The organism is Kitasatospora sp. NPDC093679 (genome assembly GCF_040683455.1).
GTDB classification, from domain to species: domain Bacteria; phylum Actinomycetota; class Actinomycetes; order Streptomycetales; family Streptomycetaceae; genus Kitasatospora; species Kitasatospora arboriphila.
This window is the reverse complement of sequence record NZ_JBFBDW010000089.1, coordinates 1-16770: the sequence shown is the minus strand read 5'-3', so window position 1 is coordinate 16770 and position 16770 is coordinate 1. Positions and strand designations below refer to the sequence as shown.

Annotated in this window: 15 protein-coding genes; 5 read left to right on the top strand and 10 right to left on the bottom strand. The window is 74.3% G+C overall.

Annotated elements, in window-relative coordinates; genetic code table 11:
• Positions 1-132 precede the first annotated feature (132 nt).
• The 5 genes from AB0O09_RS37545 to AB0O09_RS37525 all read right to left on the bottom strand — a co-directional run bounded on the left by AB0O09_RS37545 (position 133) and on the right by AB0O09_RS37525 (position 4802).
• Entirely contained in the window at positions 133-918 is a 786-nt protein-coding gene (locus tag AB0O09_RS37545) for an EamA family transporter (protein WP_363549996.1), read from the bottom strand.
• A 294-nt stretch (positions 919-1212) separates the two neighbouring features.
• A complete protein-coding gene (infA, locus tag AB0O09_RS37540) occupies positions 1213-1434 on the bottom strand; it encodes a translation initiation factor IF-1 (protein WP_344625629.1) in 222 nt (73 codons plus the stop codon).
• A gap of 90 nt (positions 1435-1524) precedes the next feature.
• Positions 1525-2322 (bottom strand): GNAT family N-acetyltransferase, encoded by a 798-nt coding sequence (locus tag AB0O09_RS37535; RefSeq protein ID WP_363549992.1) that lies wholly within the window; start codon positions 2320-2322, stop codon positions 1525-1527.
• A 182-nt stretch (positions 2323-2504) separates the two neighbouring features.
• Entirely contained in the window at positions 2505-2753 is a 249-nt protein-coding gene (locus tag AB0O09_RS37530; RefSeq protein WP_363549989.1) for a DUF6296 family protein, read from the bottom strand.
• Between the two features lie 159 nt (positions 2754-2912).
• Positions 2913-4802, bottom strand: a complete 1890-nt coding sequence (locus tag AB0O09_RS37525; RefSeq protein WP_363549987.1) for an arabinofuranosidase catalytic domain-containing protein — start codon at positions 4800-4802, stop codon at positions 2913-2915.
• A 472-nt stretch (positions 4803-5274) separates the two neighbouring features.
• Between AB0O09_RS37525 and AB0O09_RS37520 the strand changes: the two genes are divergently transcribed.
• From AB0O09_RS37520 to AB0O09_RS37510, 3 genes are all read left to right on the top strand, one after another.
• On the top strand, positions 5275-5724 hold the full coding sequence (locus AB0O09_RS37520; protein ID WP_363549984.1) for a hypothetical protein: 450 nt from the start codon (positions 5275-5277) through the stop codon (positions 5722-5724).
• A 260-nt stretch (positions 5725-5984) separates the two neighbouring features.
• Positions 5985-6338: a YciI family protein gene (locus AB0O09_RS37515; protein ID WP_363549981.1), complete on the top strand. Its 354-nt coding sequence runs from the start codon at positions 5985-5987 to the stop codon at positions 6336-6338.
• On the top strand, positions 6335-7585 hold the full coding sequence (locus AB0O09_RS37510) for a DUF6596 domain-containing protein (RefSeq protein ID WP_363549978.1): 1251 nt from the start codon (positions 6335-6337) through the stop codon (positions 7583-7585). The genes AB0O09_RS37515 and AB0O09_RS37510 overlap by 4 nt, the downstream gene beginning before the upstream one ends.
• A 76-nt stretch (positions 7586-7661) precedes the next feature.
• Here the strand turns inward: AB0O09_RS37510 and AB0O09_RS37505 are convergent, their stop codons facing one another.
• Positions 7662-8528, bottom strand: a complete 867-nt coding sequence (locus AB0O09_RS37505; RefSeq protein WP_363549975.1) for an MBL fold metallo-hydrolase — start codon at positions 8526-8528, stop codon at positions 7662-7664.
• Between the two features lie 424 nt (positions 8529-8952).
• Between AB0O09_RS37505 and AB0O09_RS37500 the strand changes: the two genes are divergently transcribed.
• Complete coding sequence (locus AB0O09_RS37500) at positions 8953-10800, top strand: glycoside hydrolase family 15 protein (RefSeq protein ID WP_363549972.1); 1848 nt, start codon at positions 8953-8955, stop codon at positions 10798-10800.
• On the opposite strand, the gene AB0O09_RS37495 is transcribed toward AB0O09_RS37500, so the two are convergent.
• Positions 10794-12209, bottom strand: coding sequence for an MFS transporter (locus tag AB0O09_RS37495; RefSeq protein WP_363549969.1), 1416 nt, complete (start codon positions 12207-12209; stop codon positions 10794-10796). The two genes, AB0O09_RS37500 and AB0O09_RS37495, sit on opposite strands and share 7 nt — an antisense overlap.
• 473 nt (positions 12210-12682) lie before the next feature.
• A complete protein-coding gene (locus AB0O09_RS37490) occupies positions 12683-13105 on the bottom strand; it encodes a hypothetical protein (protein ID WP_363549967.1) in 423 nt (140 codons plus the stop codon).
• A 625-nt stretch (positions 13106-13730) separates the two neighbouring features.
• On the opposite strand from AB0O09_RS37490, the gene rox reads away from it, so the two are divergent.
• Positions 13731-15212 carry a rifampin monooxygenase gene (rox, locus tag AB0O09_RS37485; protein ID WP_363549965.1) on the top strand — a complete coding sequence of 494 codons (1482 nt, stop codon included), beginning with the start codon at positions 13731-13733 and terminating at the stop codon, positions 15210-15212.
• Positions 15213-15300: 88 nt separating this feature from the next.
• Here rox and AB0O09_RS37480 read toward each other — a convergent pair whose 3' ends face one another.
• Together AB0O09_RS37480 and AB0O09_RS37475 are read right to left on the bottom strand one after the other, a co-directional pair.
• Positions 15301-15723, bottom strand: a complete 423-nt coding sequence (locus AB0O09_RS37480; protein WP_363549962.1) for a hypothetical protein — start codon at positions 15721-15723, stop codon at positions 15301-15303.
• Between the two features lie 163 nt (positions 15724-15886).
• Positions 15887-16630 carry an SDR family oxidoreductase gene (locus AB0O09_RS37475; protein ID WP_363549959.1) on the bottom strand — a complete coding sequence of 248 codons (744 nt, stop codon included), beginning with the start codon at positions 16628-16630 and terminating at the stop codon, positions 15887-15889.
• Positions 16631-16770 lie beyond the last annotated feature (140 nt).

The following is a 16770-nucleotide window of genomic DNA, read 5'->3' as shown; positions in this document are numbered from 1 at the left end:
TCGAACCACACGGCCCCATCGAGACCGAAGCAGCCCGCCGCCTCGCCGACGACCTCAAGAACCAGTAACCACTCGATTACCCAACACTTTCTGAGCCCGGTCCCCACCGGGTGGGCCGGTGTCGTTGCGGCGTCAGCCGTGTCCGAGCCTGAGCACCACGATCCCGGCCAGCACGGCCGCGCCGGCGGCCAGCCGGGAGCGGCCGAGCGGCTCCCGCAGGACGAACGCGCCGATCAGGGCGGCGATCAGGATGCTGGTCTCGCGCAGCGCGGCGATCGTGGCGAGGTCGCCGGCGGTCTGCGCCCACACCACCAGGCCGTACGCCACGAGTGACATCACGCCGCCGGCCAGGCCCTGCCGGGGTCGGCGGCGCATCGCGGTGAGCAGCGGCCGGCCGCGGACGGCCAGCGCGACGAGCAGCATCACCGCGCCCTGGGCGAGGAACATCCAGGCCAGGTACCCCGCGGTGCCGCCGGCCCGCCGGACTCCGGTGCCGTCCACCACGGTGTAGCCGGCGATCAGCACGCCCGTCCCCAGGGCGGCGCCGAGGGCGGGCAGCTGGGTGCGGCCGGGCAGTCCGCCGGCGAGGGCGAGTCCGGCCAGGCCGAGCGAGATGACCAGGACCCCGGCGGCCTGTCCGGCGGGCAGCGACCGGCCGAGCACGGTGACCGACAGCAGTGCGACGACGAGCGGCGAGGTGCCGCGGGCGATCGGGTACATCTGCCCGAAGTCGCCGAGCCGGTAGGCCTGGAGCAGGAGCAGCTGGTACCCGACCTGGAGCACGGTGGAGGCCGCGACGAACGGCCAGGCGGCCGGGTCCGGCAGCGGGACGAGGCAGGCGAGCGCGGCGCCGCAGGCCAGGGTGGCGGTGTTCATCAGGGCGAACCCGGCCAGCCGGTCGCCGCTGCGGTGCGCCATGGCGTTCCAGAGGGCGTGCAGCACGGCGGCGGCGAGGACGACGAACGGAACCGCTTCCCGCGTCACGCGGACCCCTTCCGGTCGGGACCGGGCCCTTGCCCGACCCAAAGATGTATAGCCAACTTCGCATCATCCAACAGGCCCGGCCGGCGGGCCGTCAACCGCCGCCCCCGCGCCCCGCCCGCCGGCCCCGGTCCGCGCCGGCCGGCCCGCCGTCCCCCGGCAAGGCGAACGGCCCTGCCGAACCGGATGGTTCGGCAGGGCCGTTCACAGGGTGTCACCGTCGTCGGGCGCTCACCGGTAGCGGTAGCGGATGCGACCTCGGGTGAGGTCGTAGGGGCTGAGCTCCACGAGCACCCGGTCCTCCGGGAGGATCTTGATGTAGTTCTTGCGGATCTTCCCGCTGATGTGGGCGAGCACCTTGTGCCCGTTGGCCAACTGCACGGTGAAGGTGGCGTTGCGCAGGCACTCGACGACGGTGCCCTCCACCTCGATGCCCCCTGCTGCTTTGGTCATGGTTCCTCGATCTCTCCGGTGATGGTGGTGGTGATGATGGTGTGGGCGACGTGCTCGGGCGGTCGCCGGCGCCCCGGGTGCGGCCGCGGGTCAGCGGCGGACGAGCTCCAGCGTGCTGCCCTCGCGCCGGGCCCCGGTGCCCGCGAGGAGGGCGGTGGCCGCCGCGTTGGACTCGTCCACCTCGGCGCGGACCCAGGCCGTCCCGGCCTCGTGCAGGGCGCCGAGCGCGTGGGCGAGCAGTGCCCGGCCGATGCCGCGGCGCTGCCGGTCGGCCCGGACGGCGATCAGCCCGATCCGCGGCAGCCGAAGGCGCGGCGTCACCCGGACGAGGCCCACGTAGCGGTCCCCCTCCTGCGCCACCGCGTACATCGACGGGTCGACCACGGTGTCCCCCGCCGGGCGGGGCAGGATCTCGGCCGGCATCGTCCGCCAGCCGGCGGTCGCCTCGACCTCGTCGCGGACGACCCGGTCCAGGGCGCGCAGCGGGCCCTCCTCCGCGGATCCGGCGGGGAGGATCGTCACGCCGTCCGGGCACGGCACGTCGCCGAGACCGGTGACCTCGGGGTCGGTGGGCACCAGGTGGCCCCACTCGCGGCGGGCCGGGGTGAAGCCGAGCCGTCCCCAGGCGGACGCCTCGTCGTGGTCGGCTTCGTCGACCAGGGTGTGGAGCGGTTGCGGCAGGTCGGCCAGCATGGCATCGGCGATGCGGTCGAACGCGGCGCCGTGCCAGGCGTCGATGCTGACGAACAGCCGTCCGTCGGGCCGGAGCGAAGCGTCGCCGGTACCGGCCACGATGCCGTCCTCGACGGCCTGCCACTGCGTGTCGGAGACCCGGGTGACCCGGACCGCGCGGTCGTCCCCGACCGGGGCGGAATGCGAAGGGTTCATGGGAGTTGCCTCTCGGGAGTGCCAGCGATCAGGCGCTCCCGGCGACACCTCGGTCAGTCGCCCGCCGCAACGGAGATGGGGAGCACCCATACGGATACAGCCTTCACGGGTGTCACCTCCTCGGTCGTCTCACGGCTGCCCAGACGCTACCAGCCCGCCCCGCCGGGCCCAACCGGTTTTCCTCAGTGCAGCGGGACGGCGTGCACGGGGGTGTCCGGCACGGGCCGGCCCACCAGGTCCAGGACGTGCACGAGGCCGCCGTCCTCGATCTCCACCCGGACGGCGCGGTCGGCGTCCTCGTAGACCGGGTGGCCGTGCGGGCCGTACCCGGCCTGCCGTTCCACCACCACGGCGTCCTGTTCGCCGTGGGACCCGGCCGGTCCCGGGAAGGTCAGCATCCAGCGGCCCGTGTCCGGTGCCACGGCGATCACGCCCTCTCCACCACGGCGGTGCCCCGGCCTCCATTGTCCGGCCGGGCCGGGCCGCCGTGCACCCGCCGGTGGCGGCCGGCCGCGGCGTCGCCGCTCACGGCCCCTCCCGGGGGCGGCGGGGGTTGCGGTCGCCCGCCTCCCCCCACCGCCCGTCCGGCATCAGTTCAGGGCGAACTTCTGGGCCGCGGATCCGTTGCAGTCCCAGATCTGCAGCCTGGTGCCGTTGCCGGTCGTGCCGTTCGGCGCGTCCAGACAGCGGCCGGACTGCGGGTTGCGCAGCGAGCCGTCCGCCTGCTGCACCCACGTCTGACCGCCGACCCCGTTGCAGTCCCACAGCTCGACCTGCGTGCCGTTCGCCGTCCCGTTCCCGTTGACGTCCAGGCACCGGCCGAGCGTGCTCAGCGAGGTGTCGCCGTTGTGGTACCAGTGCTGGTCGAGGGCCCAGGACTGGCAGTCCCACAGCTGGACGGCCGCGGAGTTGCCGCCACTGTCGTCGGCCGCGACGTCGACGCACTTGCCGCCGGGCCCGGTGACGGGGGCGCCGCCGTTGACGGAGAACTTCTGGGCCGCGGATCCGTTGCAGTCCCAGATCTGCAGCCGGGTGCCGTTGCCGGAGGCGCCGTTCGGCGCGTCCAGACAGCGGCCGGACTGCGGGTTGCGCAGCGAGCCGTCCGCCTGCTGCACCCACGTCTGACCGCCAACCCCGTTGCAGTCCCACAGCTCGACCTGCGTGCCGTTCGCCGTCCCGTTCCCGTTGACGTCCAGGCACCGGCCGATGGTGCCGAGCGAGCCGTCGGCGTTGTGCGTCCAGTGCTGGTCCTCGGCCCAGGACTGGCAGTCCCAGAGCTGGACGCCGGTGCCGTTGACGCCGGTGTCGTCCGCGGCGACGTCGACGCACGTGCCGCCCGGTCCGGCGACGGTGCCCTGCGGGCCGTTGGGCACGTTGGTCTGGCCGGTGTAGCCGACCGAGACGATGTTCGCCTGGACGGCGTTCTCGGCGGCGTCGGTCGGGTAGCCGGCGACCATCGCGCCCTCGAAGAAGGTGCCCTTGTTCCAGTTGCTGTTGTCGCCGCCGGTGCCCAGGATGATGCCGCCCTCCTGGTGCATGGGCAGGTAGCCGCCGCGGGTGGGCAGCGAGCCGTTCCACCAGGTGGTCAGCGCGCCGGTCTGCGAGTTGCCGCCCTTGAGGGCGTAGGTGCGCTGGCCGTCGTTCTTGAGGACGGCGGTGACGTACGGGGTGCTGTTGCCGCGGTTCGCGGTGTTGGAGCCGTTGTCGCCCTGGAACATGCCGTTCTCGAGGTCGGCCTCGATCCACGGGCCGGAGCCGCTGCACGGCGGGAAGTAGCAGGTGGTGGCGATGGAGACGGCGTCCATGTGGCCGTTGCCGGTGTCGGCCGGGGTGGACTCGGCGTTGCCGTAGTCGAAGCAGCAGTCCGCGCCGACGTGGGTGCCGCTGGCGACCATGTAGACGCCCTCGGGCCGGCCGTCGACGGCGACGCCGGAGGCCCGGCCGGTGTAGCGGTAGCCGACGCCGGGCGAGATCCAGATGCCGTAGACCTTGTGGCCGCCGGCGGTGACCGCGATCTCGCTCGCGTCGGCACCGCGGTCGGCGCCCGTGCCGGCGGTGCCGGCCGGGCCGGGCAGGAGGTCGTTGTGACGTGCCGTCTGGTCGTAGACCTTGGTGATGCGGCAGGTGCTGCCGCCGCAGAACACGTCCTGCTGGGCGGCGTCGGCGTAGCCGCCGGGGCTCAGCAGCCGGATGTCGGCGCGGGCGCCGTCCGAGGCGCGGGTGACCTGGTACAGCGGGCCGTTGTAGGAGGAGGCGAGGGCGCGCACGGTGCTGTGCGCGGCGACGCAGGGTGTGCCGGCTGCGGCGTAGATGTCGCAGGGCAGCGAGCCCGCGGCGTGGGACCGGCCCGGCAGGCCGAGTAGTCCGGCGAGGGCGAGTCCGAAGGCGGCCACGGCGGCCACCAGGACCCTCGCGTGGCGCAGGGTGCCGCGAGCGGCGGCGGGGACGGCCCGTGGGGCGGCCGGTCTCAGGTCGCGCATGAGGTGCTCCTGACACTGTGGTGGGGGTGGATCTGCGAGCGGTAGGGCTCGGCCGGGAGACGGCCCTCCTCTCCGGACGGGGCGGCGAGCCTGCCCAGACGGTAGGAGAAGCGGGCCGCCCGGGGAAGGTCTCCAACGATGGAAATTCTGATGGATCATCAAATACGCTGGTCGCGACGGGAGAACTCGAAACCTTCGCCGAGCCACCCGGAGGACGGGTTCGAGCCGCTCCGCGCAAGGGAGTTGACACGGCCCCATGTGGGCTCGATGCTACGATCGGTGATATTCCATCGATGGAAATCACCGTCCCGCGTTCACGGTCGGCGGCCTCCGTCCGCCGCGCACCCCACCCGTCGCCGCGCGGTCCGTCCTGCCGGTCCGCCGCCCCGTGTCACGTTCCGCCCGCCTGCGTCGTCCGCCTACCGGCACACAACCGAGCGACCCGCCGCGAGGCAGACAAGGGGACGGCACCATGGACGGACGGACGACGACGGAACGACGCGGCCTCAGGTTCCTGCAGACCTCCGTCGCCCTGCAGACCGCGGCCGTCTTCTTCCAGGCGGTCACCGCCGGACTGCTGCTCTCCTCCCCCTCGCAGGAGGTGCTGCACAGCGTCGGGGCACGCGTGATGTACGGCGCGTCGATGCTGTACGTGCTCGCCGCGGTCCTCGCGTGGCGGCCCGGCGGTGCGTCGCCCCGCCGCATCCTGCACGCCTCGGGCTTCCTGGCGCTCGCCTCGGTCCAAGTGGTCCTGGGCATAGCGCACCGGCCCTCGCTGCACGTCCCGCTGGGCATCCTGATGTTCGGCCTGAGCCTGCTGGACCTGGCCCGGGCCCTGTCCACCCGTGCGCCCGGGCACGTCGCCGCCGAGGACGACCCGCCGGCCCCGGCCCGGCAGTGGGCACGCGGGCGGGCACACTGACGGTGGATCACCGGCGGTGTCGGGCGACGCGGGGGGTCGGCCGGGCGCGTCGGCGGCGGGGCGGGGCCCCCACCCGGCCGGGCCGGCGCCGGTACGGCCGCTCCGGCGGGGCCGCACACGGTCGGCCCGGATCCGCGACAGGATGCCCGTCGGGACGCGCGGCGGGACGGCCCGGAAATTCCTCGGTCCGCCCTGTCGATTCCGCCGCAGCCCGTTCGTCATACCTGCACGACCGACCCGAACCATCGAGGAGCTGCACCGTGAAGTACCTGCTGCTGATCAACACCCCGGCACCCGACTCCACCGAGGAGCGGCCGGCCGGCGGGCCGACCGTGGAGGAGTTCATGGCGTACGAGAAGGCCGTCACCGACGCCGGCGTGAGGCTCGACGGCAATGCCCTGGACCTCGTGAACGCGACCACCGTGCGGGTCCGCGTGAACGGCGAGCGGGTGGTGACGGACGGGCCGTTCGCCGAGACCAGGGAGATCGTCGGCGGTTACTACCTGCTCGACGTCCCCGACCTGGACGCCGCGCTCGACTGGGCGGCGCGGTGCCCGGGCGCCCGGTACGGCACGGTCGAGGTCCGCACCGTCTGGGAGCCGGACCGGTCGTGAACGAGCGGCGGGCGGCCCGCTCCGTGGAGGCGGTGTTCCGCGAGGACCGGAGCAGGCTGCTCGCCCTGCTCGCCGCGAGGTTCGGCGATCTGGACCTGGCCGAGGAGACCGCCTCGGAGGCGGTCGAGGCCGCGCTGCAGCGGTGGCCGGTCGACGGTGTCCCGGACAAGCCGCTGGCGTGGCTGCTGACGACGGCTCGCCGCAAGGCCGTCGACCGGATCCGCCGCGACCGGGCGTTCGCGGAGCGGCTGGCACTGCTCCAGCTGGAGAGCGACCGGGCCGCGGCCGTCGTCCCCGAGCCCGGCTTCGACGACGTCCCGGACGAGCGGCTGCAGTTGTTCTTCACCTGCTGCCATCCGGCGCTGTCGCCGGAAGCGCAGACCGCGCTGGTGCTGCGGTTCCTCGCCGGCCTGACCACGCCCGAGGTCGCCCGGGCGTTCCTGGTGCCGACGGCGACGATGGCGCAGCGGATCGTCCGGGCGAAGCGCAAGATCCGCAGTGCGCGGATCCCGTTCCGCGTCCCGGGGCCGGAGGAGCTGCCCGGGCGGCTGCCGTCGGTGCTGCGGGCGGTGTACCTCGTCTTCACCGAGGGGTACGCGGCCAGCGCCGGCGACGGCCTGCTGAGGCCCGACCTGGCGGAGGAGGCCGTCCGGCTCGCCCGGATCCTGCACCGGCTGCTCCCGGCCGAGCGGGAGGTGGCGGGGCTGCTGGCGCTGCTGCTGCTCACCGATGCCCGGCGGGCGGCGCGGACGGACGCCGCCGGGCGGCAGGTGCTGCTGGAGGACCAGGACCGCTCGCTGTGGGACGCCGACCTCGTCGCGGAGGGGCAGCGGCTCCTCGTCCCCGCGCTGACCGGCCCCGGGGTCGGGCCGTACGCGGTGCAGGCGGCGATCGCGGCGCTGCACGACGAGGCGGCCGACATGGACGGCACCGACTGGCCGCAGATCGTCGCACTGTACGACGTGCTGCTGCGGATCGAGGGGTCGCCGCTGGTGGCGCTGAACCGGGCGGTGGCCGTCGCCATGCGGGACGGGCCGGAGGAGGGCCTCGCGCTGCTGGACGACCTGGCCGGTGCGGAGGAGTTGCGCGGCTACCACCTGCTGCCGGCCGCCCGGGCCGATCTGCTGCGCAGGCTCGGCCGCACGGCCGAGGCGGCCGCCGCGTACCGGGCGGCACTGGCCCTGGTCGGCAACGAACCGGAACGGGCCACGCTCACCCGCCGCCTCGCGGAACTCGGCAGGCCCTGAGCCGACGGGGAACACGAGCCCGCCGCCGGTGGGGTCGGTCGGCGGGGTGCGCCGGGGCGGTCGGCCGCTCGTGCGGTCAGGGCTGCGGGTCGAGGGGTGCGGAGGCGGCTGCGGTGGCGGGTGCACCGGGGGCGGCGAGGTCGAACGGGTCGTGGGCACAGACCAGTCGGACCTCGTCGGCGTGGGTGCGGCGCAGTTCCCGGAGGCGTTCGAGGGTGTCGCGGCGGGCGCCGTTGTCGATGGCCACGAGACGCTGGAAGGCGGTCAGGCCGGGCGGGCGGCGCACGGGGTCGGGGGCGACGTCGGTGTGCGAGAAGTAGGCGTCGCCGCAGTGCAGCAGCCAGCGGTCGGCGGTGCGGACGGCGACGCCGCTGTGGCCGCGGGAGTGGCCGGGCAGCGGCACCAGGAGGAGGTCGGGGGTGTCGGCGGGCAGGATCGGCACGGCCGGCAGGCCGTACCAGTCCTCGGTGGCGCCGCCCAGCGGGTGTTCGACCCAACGCGGGTTGTGCGCCCACTGGGCGGGGCGGTAGCGGTCGCGTTCGCCGCGGGTGGCGCGGGCGCGGGCGGCGCGGAGTTCCTCGTCGAGGACGTGGATCCGGGCGTGCGGGAAGTCGCCGATCCCGCCGGCGTGGTCGAGGTCGAGGTGGGTCAGGACGATGTCGCGGACGTCCTCGGGGCGGTACCCGAGGGCGCGGATCCGGTGCAGTGCGGTGCGCGCGAGGTCGAGGCGGGGCCGGACCATGGTGAGGAACTGCCTCCCGAGCCGGCCGGGTTCGGCGACGTCCGCGGTGCCGAAGGCGGTGTCGACGAGGATCAGCCCGGCGGGGCCTTCGATCAGCAGGCAGTGCGCGGAGAGCCGGCCGACCAGGGGGCCCCCGCTGCCGAGCAGCAGCCGGCCGCCGAAGGGGCACATGGTGGCGCAGTCCAGGTGGTGCACGCGCATGCGGCCTCCAGGCCTCTCGGACGCGGGCGGGCGTCGTGACGGTGCCGACGGTTCACGGGCGGTACCCGCGGGTGGCGGGCGGTGCCCGTGGTTGCGGGCGGTGCCGGGCACCGGTGCCGCGCGGCAGCGTACCAGCGAGTAGGAAGCGGAGGGCACCCTGCGGCGCCGGGGCCAGGCGGCAAGGGCCCCACGGCGCCGGGATCCGTGCGAAGTGGCCGGGGCGGTTCGCCGCCGCAATGATGGGCAGATCCGGTCGATGGCCCCGAGCCGGTCGCGGCGGACGTCCCCGCGGCACTCGGGTCCCGGACGGAGGGTGCGGCCGGAGGGTCCGCCCCCGCCGGCGGCCCGGTGCCGGACCCGGGACGGTCGCGGCGCGGCCCGGGGCCGTTACGGCCCCGCCGGTGCGGCGGGCCGAGGAGGCGCTGTGAACGACTACCCCCCGATCGCGGACCACGGCATCGTCGGTGACCTGCAGACGGCGGCGCTGATCGCCGCCGACGGCACCGTCGACTGGTGGTGCACCCCCCGCTTCGACTCCCCGAGCGTGTTCGCCTCACTGCTGGACAGCGACCGCGGCGGCTTCTGCCGGCTCGCCGCCGATGTGGGCCCCGAGGCGACCGTCCGCCAGCTGTACCTGCCGGACACGGCCGTCCTGATCACCCGTTTCATGGCGCCCGGCGGGGTCGGCGAGGTGGTCGACTTCATGCCGCCGGATCCGTCGCCGACGCCGTCCGCCCGTCACCGGCTGATCCGGGCGGCGCGGGTGGTGCGCGGCAGTCTGCCGTTCGAGCTGCTGTGCCGGCCGCGCTTCGACTACGGCCGGGCGGCGCACGGACTGACCCGGCTCGACGACGGGTCGGTGCTGTTCCGCGGGCCCGGCACGGACCTGCACCTGCAAGCGACCGCGCCGATCGCGCTGCACCCCGACGGCACGGACGTGTCCGCCCGGTTCACGCTGCACGCCGGTCAGCGCGCCGCGGTGGTGCTCACCGGCGAGTCGGGCGAGCCGGGCACGCTCAGCGGCCGGCCGGGCGGTCCGGCTCCCACCGCCGAGAAGATCACCGCCGAGCTGGAGGCGTGCACCAAGTTCTGGCTGGGCTGGCTGCGGTCCTGCCGCTACCGCGGCCGCTGGCACGAGATGGTGACCCGTTCGGCGATCACCCTGAAGCTCCTCACGTACGCCCCCACCGGCGCGACGATCGCCGCCGCCACCATGGGTCTGCCCGAGCAGATCGGCGGGGAGCGGAACTGGGACTACCGCTACACCTGGGTGCGCGACGCCTCGCTGTCCGTCCGGGCGCTGATCGACCTCGGCTTCGTGACCGAGGCGAACGCCTTCCGCCGCTGGCTGCGGGACCGGCTGGACGCCGGCGGGACGGCCTCGGGCGAGCCGCTGCAGATCATGTACCGGGTCGACGGCGAACCGCACCTCACCGAGGAGGTGCTGGAGCACCTGGAGGGCTACCGGCAGTCCGCGCCGGTGCGGGCCGGCAACGCCGCGGCCGACCAGATCCAGCTCGACATCTACGGCGAGGCCGCGTACGCCCTCGCCCAGGCCGTGGACACCGGCGCGATCCGCGGCTGGCGCGCGTTCGCCGGGGTCGTGGACTGGCTCGCCGAGAACTGGGACCGGCCCGACGAGGGCATCTGGGAGACCCGCGGCGGCCGCCAGAACTTCACCTACAGCCGCCTGATGACCTGGGTCGCCTTCGACCGGGCGATCCGACTGGCCACCGCACACTCCCGCCCCGCCGACATCGCCCGCTGGCAGGCCGAACGCGACACGGTGTTCCGGCAGATCGTGGACCGCGGGTGGAGCGAGAAGCGCAGCGCCTTCGTCCAGCACTACGACACCGACGTCCTCGACGCGTCCCTGCTCCTCATGCCGAAGGTCGGGTTCCTCAGCCCGAAGGACCCGGAGTGGCTCAGCACCCTGGACGCCATGGACGGCGAACTCGTCAGCGACAGCCTGGTCTACCGGTACGACCCCGCCGCCTCCCCGGACGGTCTGCGCGGCTCCGAGGGCACGTTCAACCTGTGCACCTTCCTGTACGTGGAGGCGCTCGCCCGGGCCGGACGGCTCGACCAGGCCCGCTACGCCTTCGACAAGATGCTCACCTACGCCAACCACGTCGGTCTGTTCGCCGAGGAGATCGGCCCCTCGGGCGAGCAGCTCGGCAACTTCCCGCAGGCGTTCACCCATCTGGCCCTGATCGATGCGGCCCTCGCACTGGACGAGGAACTCGACCGCGCCGAGGGCCGCACCTACTGACCGCCCGCACCGCCGGCCGCTGCGGGCCGGCGGACCCGCGGCAGCAGGAACGCGGCGGCCAGCCCGCCCAGACCGGCTACCGCGAGCGCCGCCATCGCCGCCGCGTACGCACCCTTGCTGAGCCCCGACACCAGGATGGTGCCGGCGACGGCCGTGCCGAGCGAGGAGCCGAGGTTGGAGATGCTGCGCGACAGACCGGAGATCTCGCCCTGCTGCGACTCGGGGAAGCACGACTGGACGACGTTCACCGACGGGGTCAGCATCACGCCCAGGCCGAGGCCGATCAGCAGCAGGCCCGGCGCGAACGCCCAGGCGCTGGGCGACCCGGCGACCAGCGCCAGCAGCACGGCGATGCCCGCGATCGTCACCACGAAGCCCGCCATGATGAGGGTGCGCTGCGGACGGCGCCGGGCCAGCTTCTCAGCGGCCAGCGAGGAGGCGAGGATGCCGAGCGTCGCGGCGGTGAAGATGACGCCGGTCTGGATCGCGTCGTAGCCGCGGACGACCTGCAGGTAGGCGGCGACGGTGAACGAGACGCCCATCAGCATCAGCCACTGGGTGTTCTGGGTGACCAGGCCGAGGTTCGAGGTGCGGTCGTGGAACAGCGACGTCGACAGCAGCGCCTCCCGGCCGGCCCGCTCCCGGCCGCGCACCCAGGCGAAGAAACCGGCCAGCACCAGCGCACCCGCCACCAGCAGGCCGAACGCCAGCCAGCCGTTGTTGTCGACGGCCAGGATGCCGGTCACCAGCAGCACCAGGCCGGCCGCCGAGAGCACCGCACCCACCGTGTCGAAGGGCCGGGCGGGGTCGGGCGGCAGCGGGTCGACGAGCCCGCGGCTGAGCACCACGATCACCACGATCACCAACGCCTGGAAGACGAAGGCGGCCCGCCAGCTGATCGCGCTGGTGATCAGACCGCCGATCAGCGGACCGGCTGCCGCCCCGATCCCGCCCATCGCCATGATCGCGCCGAACGCGCGGGCCCGGGACGCCGTGTCGGTGAACAGCAGCGTCGTCAGGATGTAGACCGGCGGGATCAGCAGCGCGGTGCCGACGCCCTCCAGGATCGAGTTCCCGAGGATCAGCACGCCGAGACCGGGCGCGGCGGCGCTGAGCACCGCCCCCACGCCGTACACCACGAGCCCGGCCAGCAGGCAGCGCTTGCGGCCCCACTTGTCGGTCAGTTTGCCGCCCGGGATCATCAGCGCGGCCATCACCAGCAGGAAGATGGTGATGGCCACCTGGACGCCCTGCACGGTGGTGCCCAGGTCCTCGCTGATGTCGTTGATCATCACGTTCATGTTGGAGCCGGCGAAGCTGCAGATGAACTGCGCCAACGCCAGCGGGGCGAGGACGCGCCGCGCCCCCGCCGTACGCCCCGCGGCCCCCGCTGCTGCTGTTCCCGCCATGCCGCCACCCGCCTGTCCGCGCCCGACACCCAGGGCCGCAACTGTGCCGTCCGCACCTGCCGGGCACGGCGCGACGCGGCGGCCACCACGACCGTCGCACGAACACCCACCCGGCACGACCTCGGACACGCGGCCAGGCGGGGACGACAACGGCATCGACCGGCACTGCCGGCCGGACGGCCCTCCGGTCCGGTCCAGGAGCGGGGCGACGGCGCCCGGTTCCGGATGCGCGGCTCCCTGACGGCGGTGTACGGGCGGAGCCCGGCGGGTCACGCGGACCGGTGAAGCCGATCCGGTCGGGACGGCGTCACGGTCCCATCACGAGTTCGGAGGCTCCGGGCAGCGTTGACGCCCCTTGATCACCTTCCACGACACCGGCAAGGTCACGGTCCTGGACCTCCTCCCCGACATCGGGACCGGCTGGCGAGTCGTCATGGGGTGACGCCGGCCACCGGCGCCGCGTCCGCGCCGGCTCAGAAGGCCGGCAACCGACAGGTCCCGTCCCCGAAGACGATGGCGGCCGGGACGGCGGCGAACTCCTCACGGACGTGACCGCCGTGACCAGGGCCGTCGACGTGGGGCGCGATCAGGTCGAGGAGGGCCGGGAGGTCGCCCATCATGTCGTCCAGCCAGAGGTTGCGGCTGAACAGGCCCCAGGCGTGGCGCTCCCCCTCGGCCGTGAAGCCCCGGGATTGGCGCAGCAGGGAGGCGACGTCTCCGCCGGGCAGCCGGCTGTCCGGGTCCGGGCGGAGCACGGCGTACGAGTGCTCCTCGGAGTCCAGTCCCGCCGGACGGTCGGCGTCCAGGCCGAGGTGCCACCGAAGGGCCGCCAGAACGCCGTCGGGCGTGTCGTCGCGGAGGAAGCAGCTGAGAACGACTTCGTAGTGCAGGCTCACGGCCCGCAGTCTGCCGTGCGGCACGGACACGGCGCCCGTCCGGCCCGTCCCACGGTCTGCCGGTTCGCCGGTCCACCGGTCAGTCCGGGACGATGCCGCCGAGCGGTTCGCCGGAGAAGACGGCCTCGCACGGGAGGTCGACGCCGAAGCCATTCTCCGCGAGGAGCAGCATCCCGGCGACGCCGGGCCCGGATCATGACGATGTCCTCGGTCAGCTGCCGGCCCAGGGCGTCGTCCTCGTCGATCCCAGTCGATCGACTCCTCCGCGCAGCCGAGCCGGCGCAGCGGCTCCGCGCGTCCAGCCCTTCGGCGAAGGTGACGGAGAATCCCGTGTCGTACGCCTGCGGGAGCCACGCCATCCCGCTGTCCACCGGAACCCCTCCCCCGCCGGGCAAAACAACGGGCAAGGAGCTCGCCCGCTCCTTGCCACTCTCAACATATAGCGCACGGGGGGCCTTGCGGCAAGGCCCCGGTGGTGCCGCAGAATTCTCGGCCGGAGCCGGGGCGGGCGGGAATCGGCGCGTGGCGGAAATCGGCTCGGGGAATTTCCGGAAATCCGGGCCGTGCGCAGCCGGAACGGCCCGGAAATGCCGGCTGTGGGGATATCGGTGCGAAGGGGTGCTCAATGATTGACGTCATCGTGGTCGGCGGCGGGCCGACCGGATTGATGCTGGCCTGCGAATTGCGGCTGCACGGGGTGCACACGGTCGTGCTGGAGAGGTCGGCCGAGCGGTCGGAGCAGTCCCGTGGGCGCGGTCTGCACGCGCGCAGCGTCGAGATCACGGACCAGCGCGGCCTGTTGGAGCGGTTCGCCGCGGCGGGCGAGCGGTTCCAGGTCGGCGGGTTGTTCGGCGGTGTGGTGAAGCCGTGGCCGGCCGGGTTGGACACGGCGCACCCGTACGGTCTCGCCACCCCGCAGCCGGCCACCGAGCGGCTGTTGGAGGAGCGTGCGGTCGAGCTGGGGGCGGAGATCCGCCGGGGCTGCGAGGTGGTCGGCGTGAGCCAGGACGGGGACGGGGTGGGTGTCGGGCTGGCCGACGGGACGCGGCTGCGTTCGCGCTACCTGGTCGGCTGTGACGGCGGCCGCAGCACCGTGCGCAAGCTGGTGGGCATCGGGTTCCCGGGTGAGCCCGCCAGGGTGGAGACGTTGCTGGGCGACGTGGAGGCGGCCGAGGATCCGGCGGTGATCGCGGCCGTCGTGGAGGAGGTCCGCAGGACCCAGCTGCGGTTCGGGGTGACCCCCGACGTGGACGGGCAGGCGGGTCTGTACCGCGTCGTCGTGCCCGCCGACGGGGTGGCGGAGGACCGGACGGCCGCGCCGACGCTGGAGGAGTTCGGGCGGCGGCTGCGGGCGGTCGCGGGCACCGATTTCGGCGTGCATTCGCCGCGCTGGCTGTCCCGGTTCGGCGACGCCACCCGGCAGGCCGAGCGCTACCGCTGCGGGCGGGTGCTGCTGGCGGGCGACGCGGCGCACGTCCACCCGCCGACCGGCGGACAGGGCCTGAACCTGGGCCTCCAGGACGCGTTCAACCTGGGCTGGAAGCTGGCCGCCGAGGTCGCCGGATGGGCCCCGGAGGGGCTGCTCGACAGCTACCACGCCGAGCGGCACCCGGTGGGGGCGGCCGTGCTGGACAGCTGCCGGGCGCAGATCACCCTGCTCGGGACGGATCCGGGGGCGGCCGCGCTGCGCGGACTGTTCTCGCGGCTGATGGACTTCGAGGAGGTGAACCGGTACGTGACCGGGCTGATCACGGCGGTCGACGTCCGCTACGACCTCGGCGGGGGCCACGAGCTGCTCGGCCGGCGGATGCGGGACGTGGCGCTGAAGCGCGGACGGCTCTACGAGCTGATGCACGGCGGCCGCGGGCTGCTGCTCGACCGGGCCGGTCTGCTGTCGGTGGCGGGCTGGGCCGACCGGGTCGACCACGTCGTCGACGACGGCGAGGAGCTGGCGGCGCTGGGGGTGGCGGCGGTGTTGCTGCGGCCGGACGGCCATGTGGTGTGGGTCGGCGACGACCAGGACGGCCTGCTCGGCAGCCTGCCGCGGTGGTTCGGCGCCGCCTGCGCCGACCGGGGCGGGGCTGCCGACCGGGGCCGGGCCGTCTGAGGGGTGCCGCCCGATCCGTTCGGTGGGGACGGACGGGTCCCGGGCCCGCCCGGGTGTCCCCGGGCGGGCCGGACCGGTGCGGGCGCGCTCAGACGGGCGCCCGTACGGCGTCCGGGCCGATGTCGAGGTGGTCGGCGGCGACCAGCTGCAGGGTGTCGGTGAGGACCATCAGCCGGTCGAGTCCGGCGGTGGACGCGGCGAGGCCGACCGTGTGGCCGGCCTTCCGGGCGTACTCGCAGGCCCGTGCGAGGGCGGCGACACCGGCCTCGTCGCAGGCCACGACGGCACGCAGGTCGAGGGCCAGACCGTCCGGGCAGGCACGTGCGGCCGACAGCAGCGCCTCCGGCAGGTCGACGGCGCAGCGGTCGTCGAGGGTGCCGGCCATCAGCAGCAGGGTCACCGGGCCGCCGGCCGCCAGTTGCAGCGACAGCGCGCCGTCGGCGAGGGTCCGGACACCGAGCGGGCTCGCGTCGGGCCGTTCGGGGGTCCTGCGTCCGTCGTGCGGGAGCATCGCGCCACCTCCCTGCTCTCCGGTGATCCTGCCCGCACCGGACGGTTCGAACCCGATGGACCGGGCCCGGCGCCTGGTCCCCGGGATTCTGATCTGCACAGTCGGGGCGGCGGGTTGGAGGATCGCACCAGGTCGCGCCGGGCGGGAGGCGGCGGGCCGCCGCTCACCGCCCGGCGGGCCCGGCCCGCAGCCACCGGTCGAATTCGGCGGCGACGATGCGCTCGTCGTGGACGTCGGCGGCGGCGTCGGAGGCGAGCCAGACGACGGGCGGGCCCATCACGGACGGGTCCAGGAATTCCCGGTTCCCGGCGGTCGCGTCCGGGGGCAGCATGCCCGTGGCGGTCGGCCCGCCGGGCAGCAGCAGGTTGACGGTGACGCCCGTGCCGCGCAGGTCGGCGGCCATGATCCGGGAGAGCGACTCGCTGCCGGCCCGGGAGGGCCCGTAGGGGACGAAGCCCGCCCGGTGCATGGTGGAGGTGCTCACGGCGATGTTGACGACGCGTCCGCCGCCGGCGGCCAGCATCCGCGGCACGGTCTCGCGTGCCATCAGGAAGTAGCCGGTCAGATTGGTGTCGACGACGTCGCGGAAGCCCTCCGCGGACACCTCCCAGAAGGGCCGCGGGTCCGCCATGAAGTCCGGGTTGACGGTGCGCATGCCGATCCCGGCGTTGTTCACCAGCATGTCGAGGCCGCCGAGCCGCGACCACGCCTCGTCGACGGCCCGGGCCACCGATGCCTCGTCCCGGACGTCGAGTCCGATCCCGACCGCGCCCGGCAGCGTCCCCGCGGCGGCTGCCGCCCGCTCGGCGGACCTGCCGGTCAGGGCGACCCCGGCGCCGGCGGCGGCCAGCGCCGCGGCCATGGCGTGTCCCAGCCCGCTCGTCCCGCCGGTCACCAGCACCTTCACCGGACCACCCCGTTCGTCGAAGCTCCCATGCTGCGACGCTAGGCGCTCTCTTTCGGATCTTGTCGGATCAGCGCGCGGCGGTGGGCGCCCGGCTGGGCGTGCCGGCGGATCGGCCTCGTACTGGACCGTACTTGGACGAT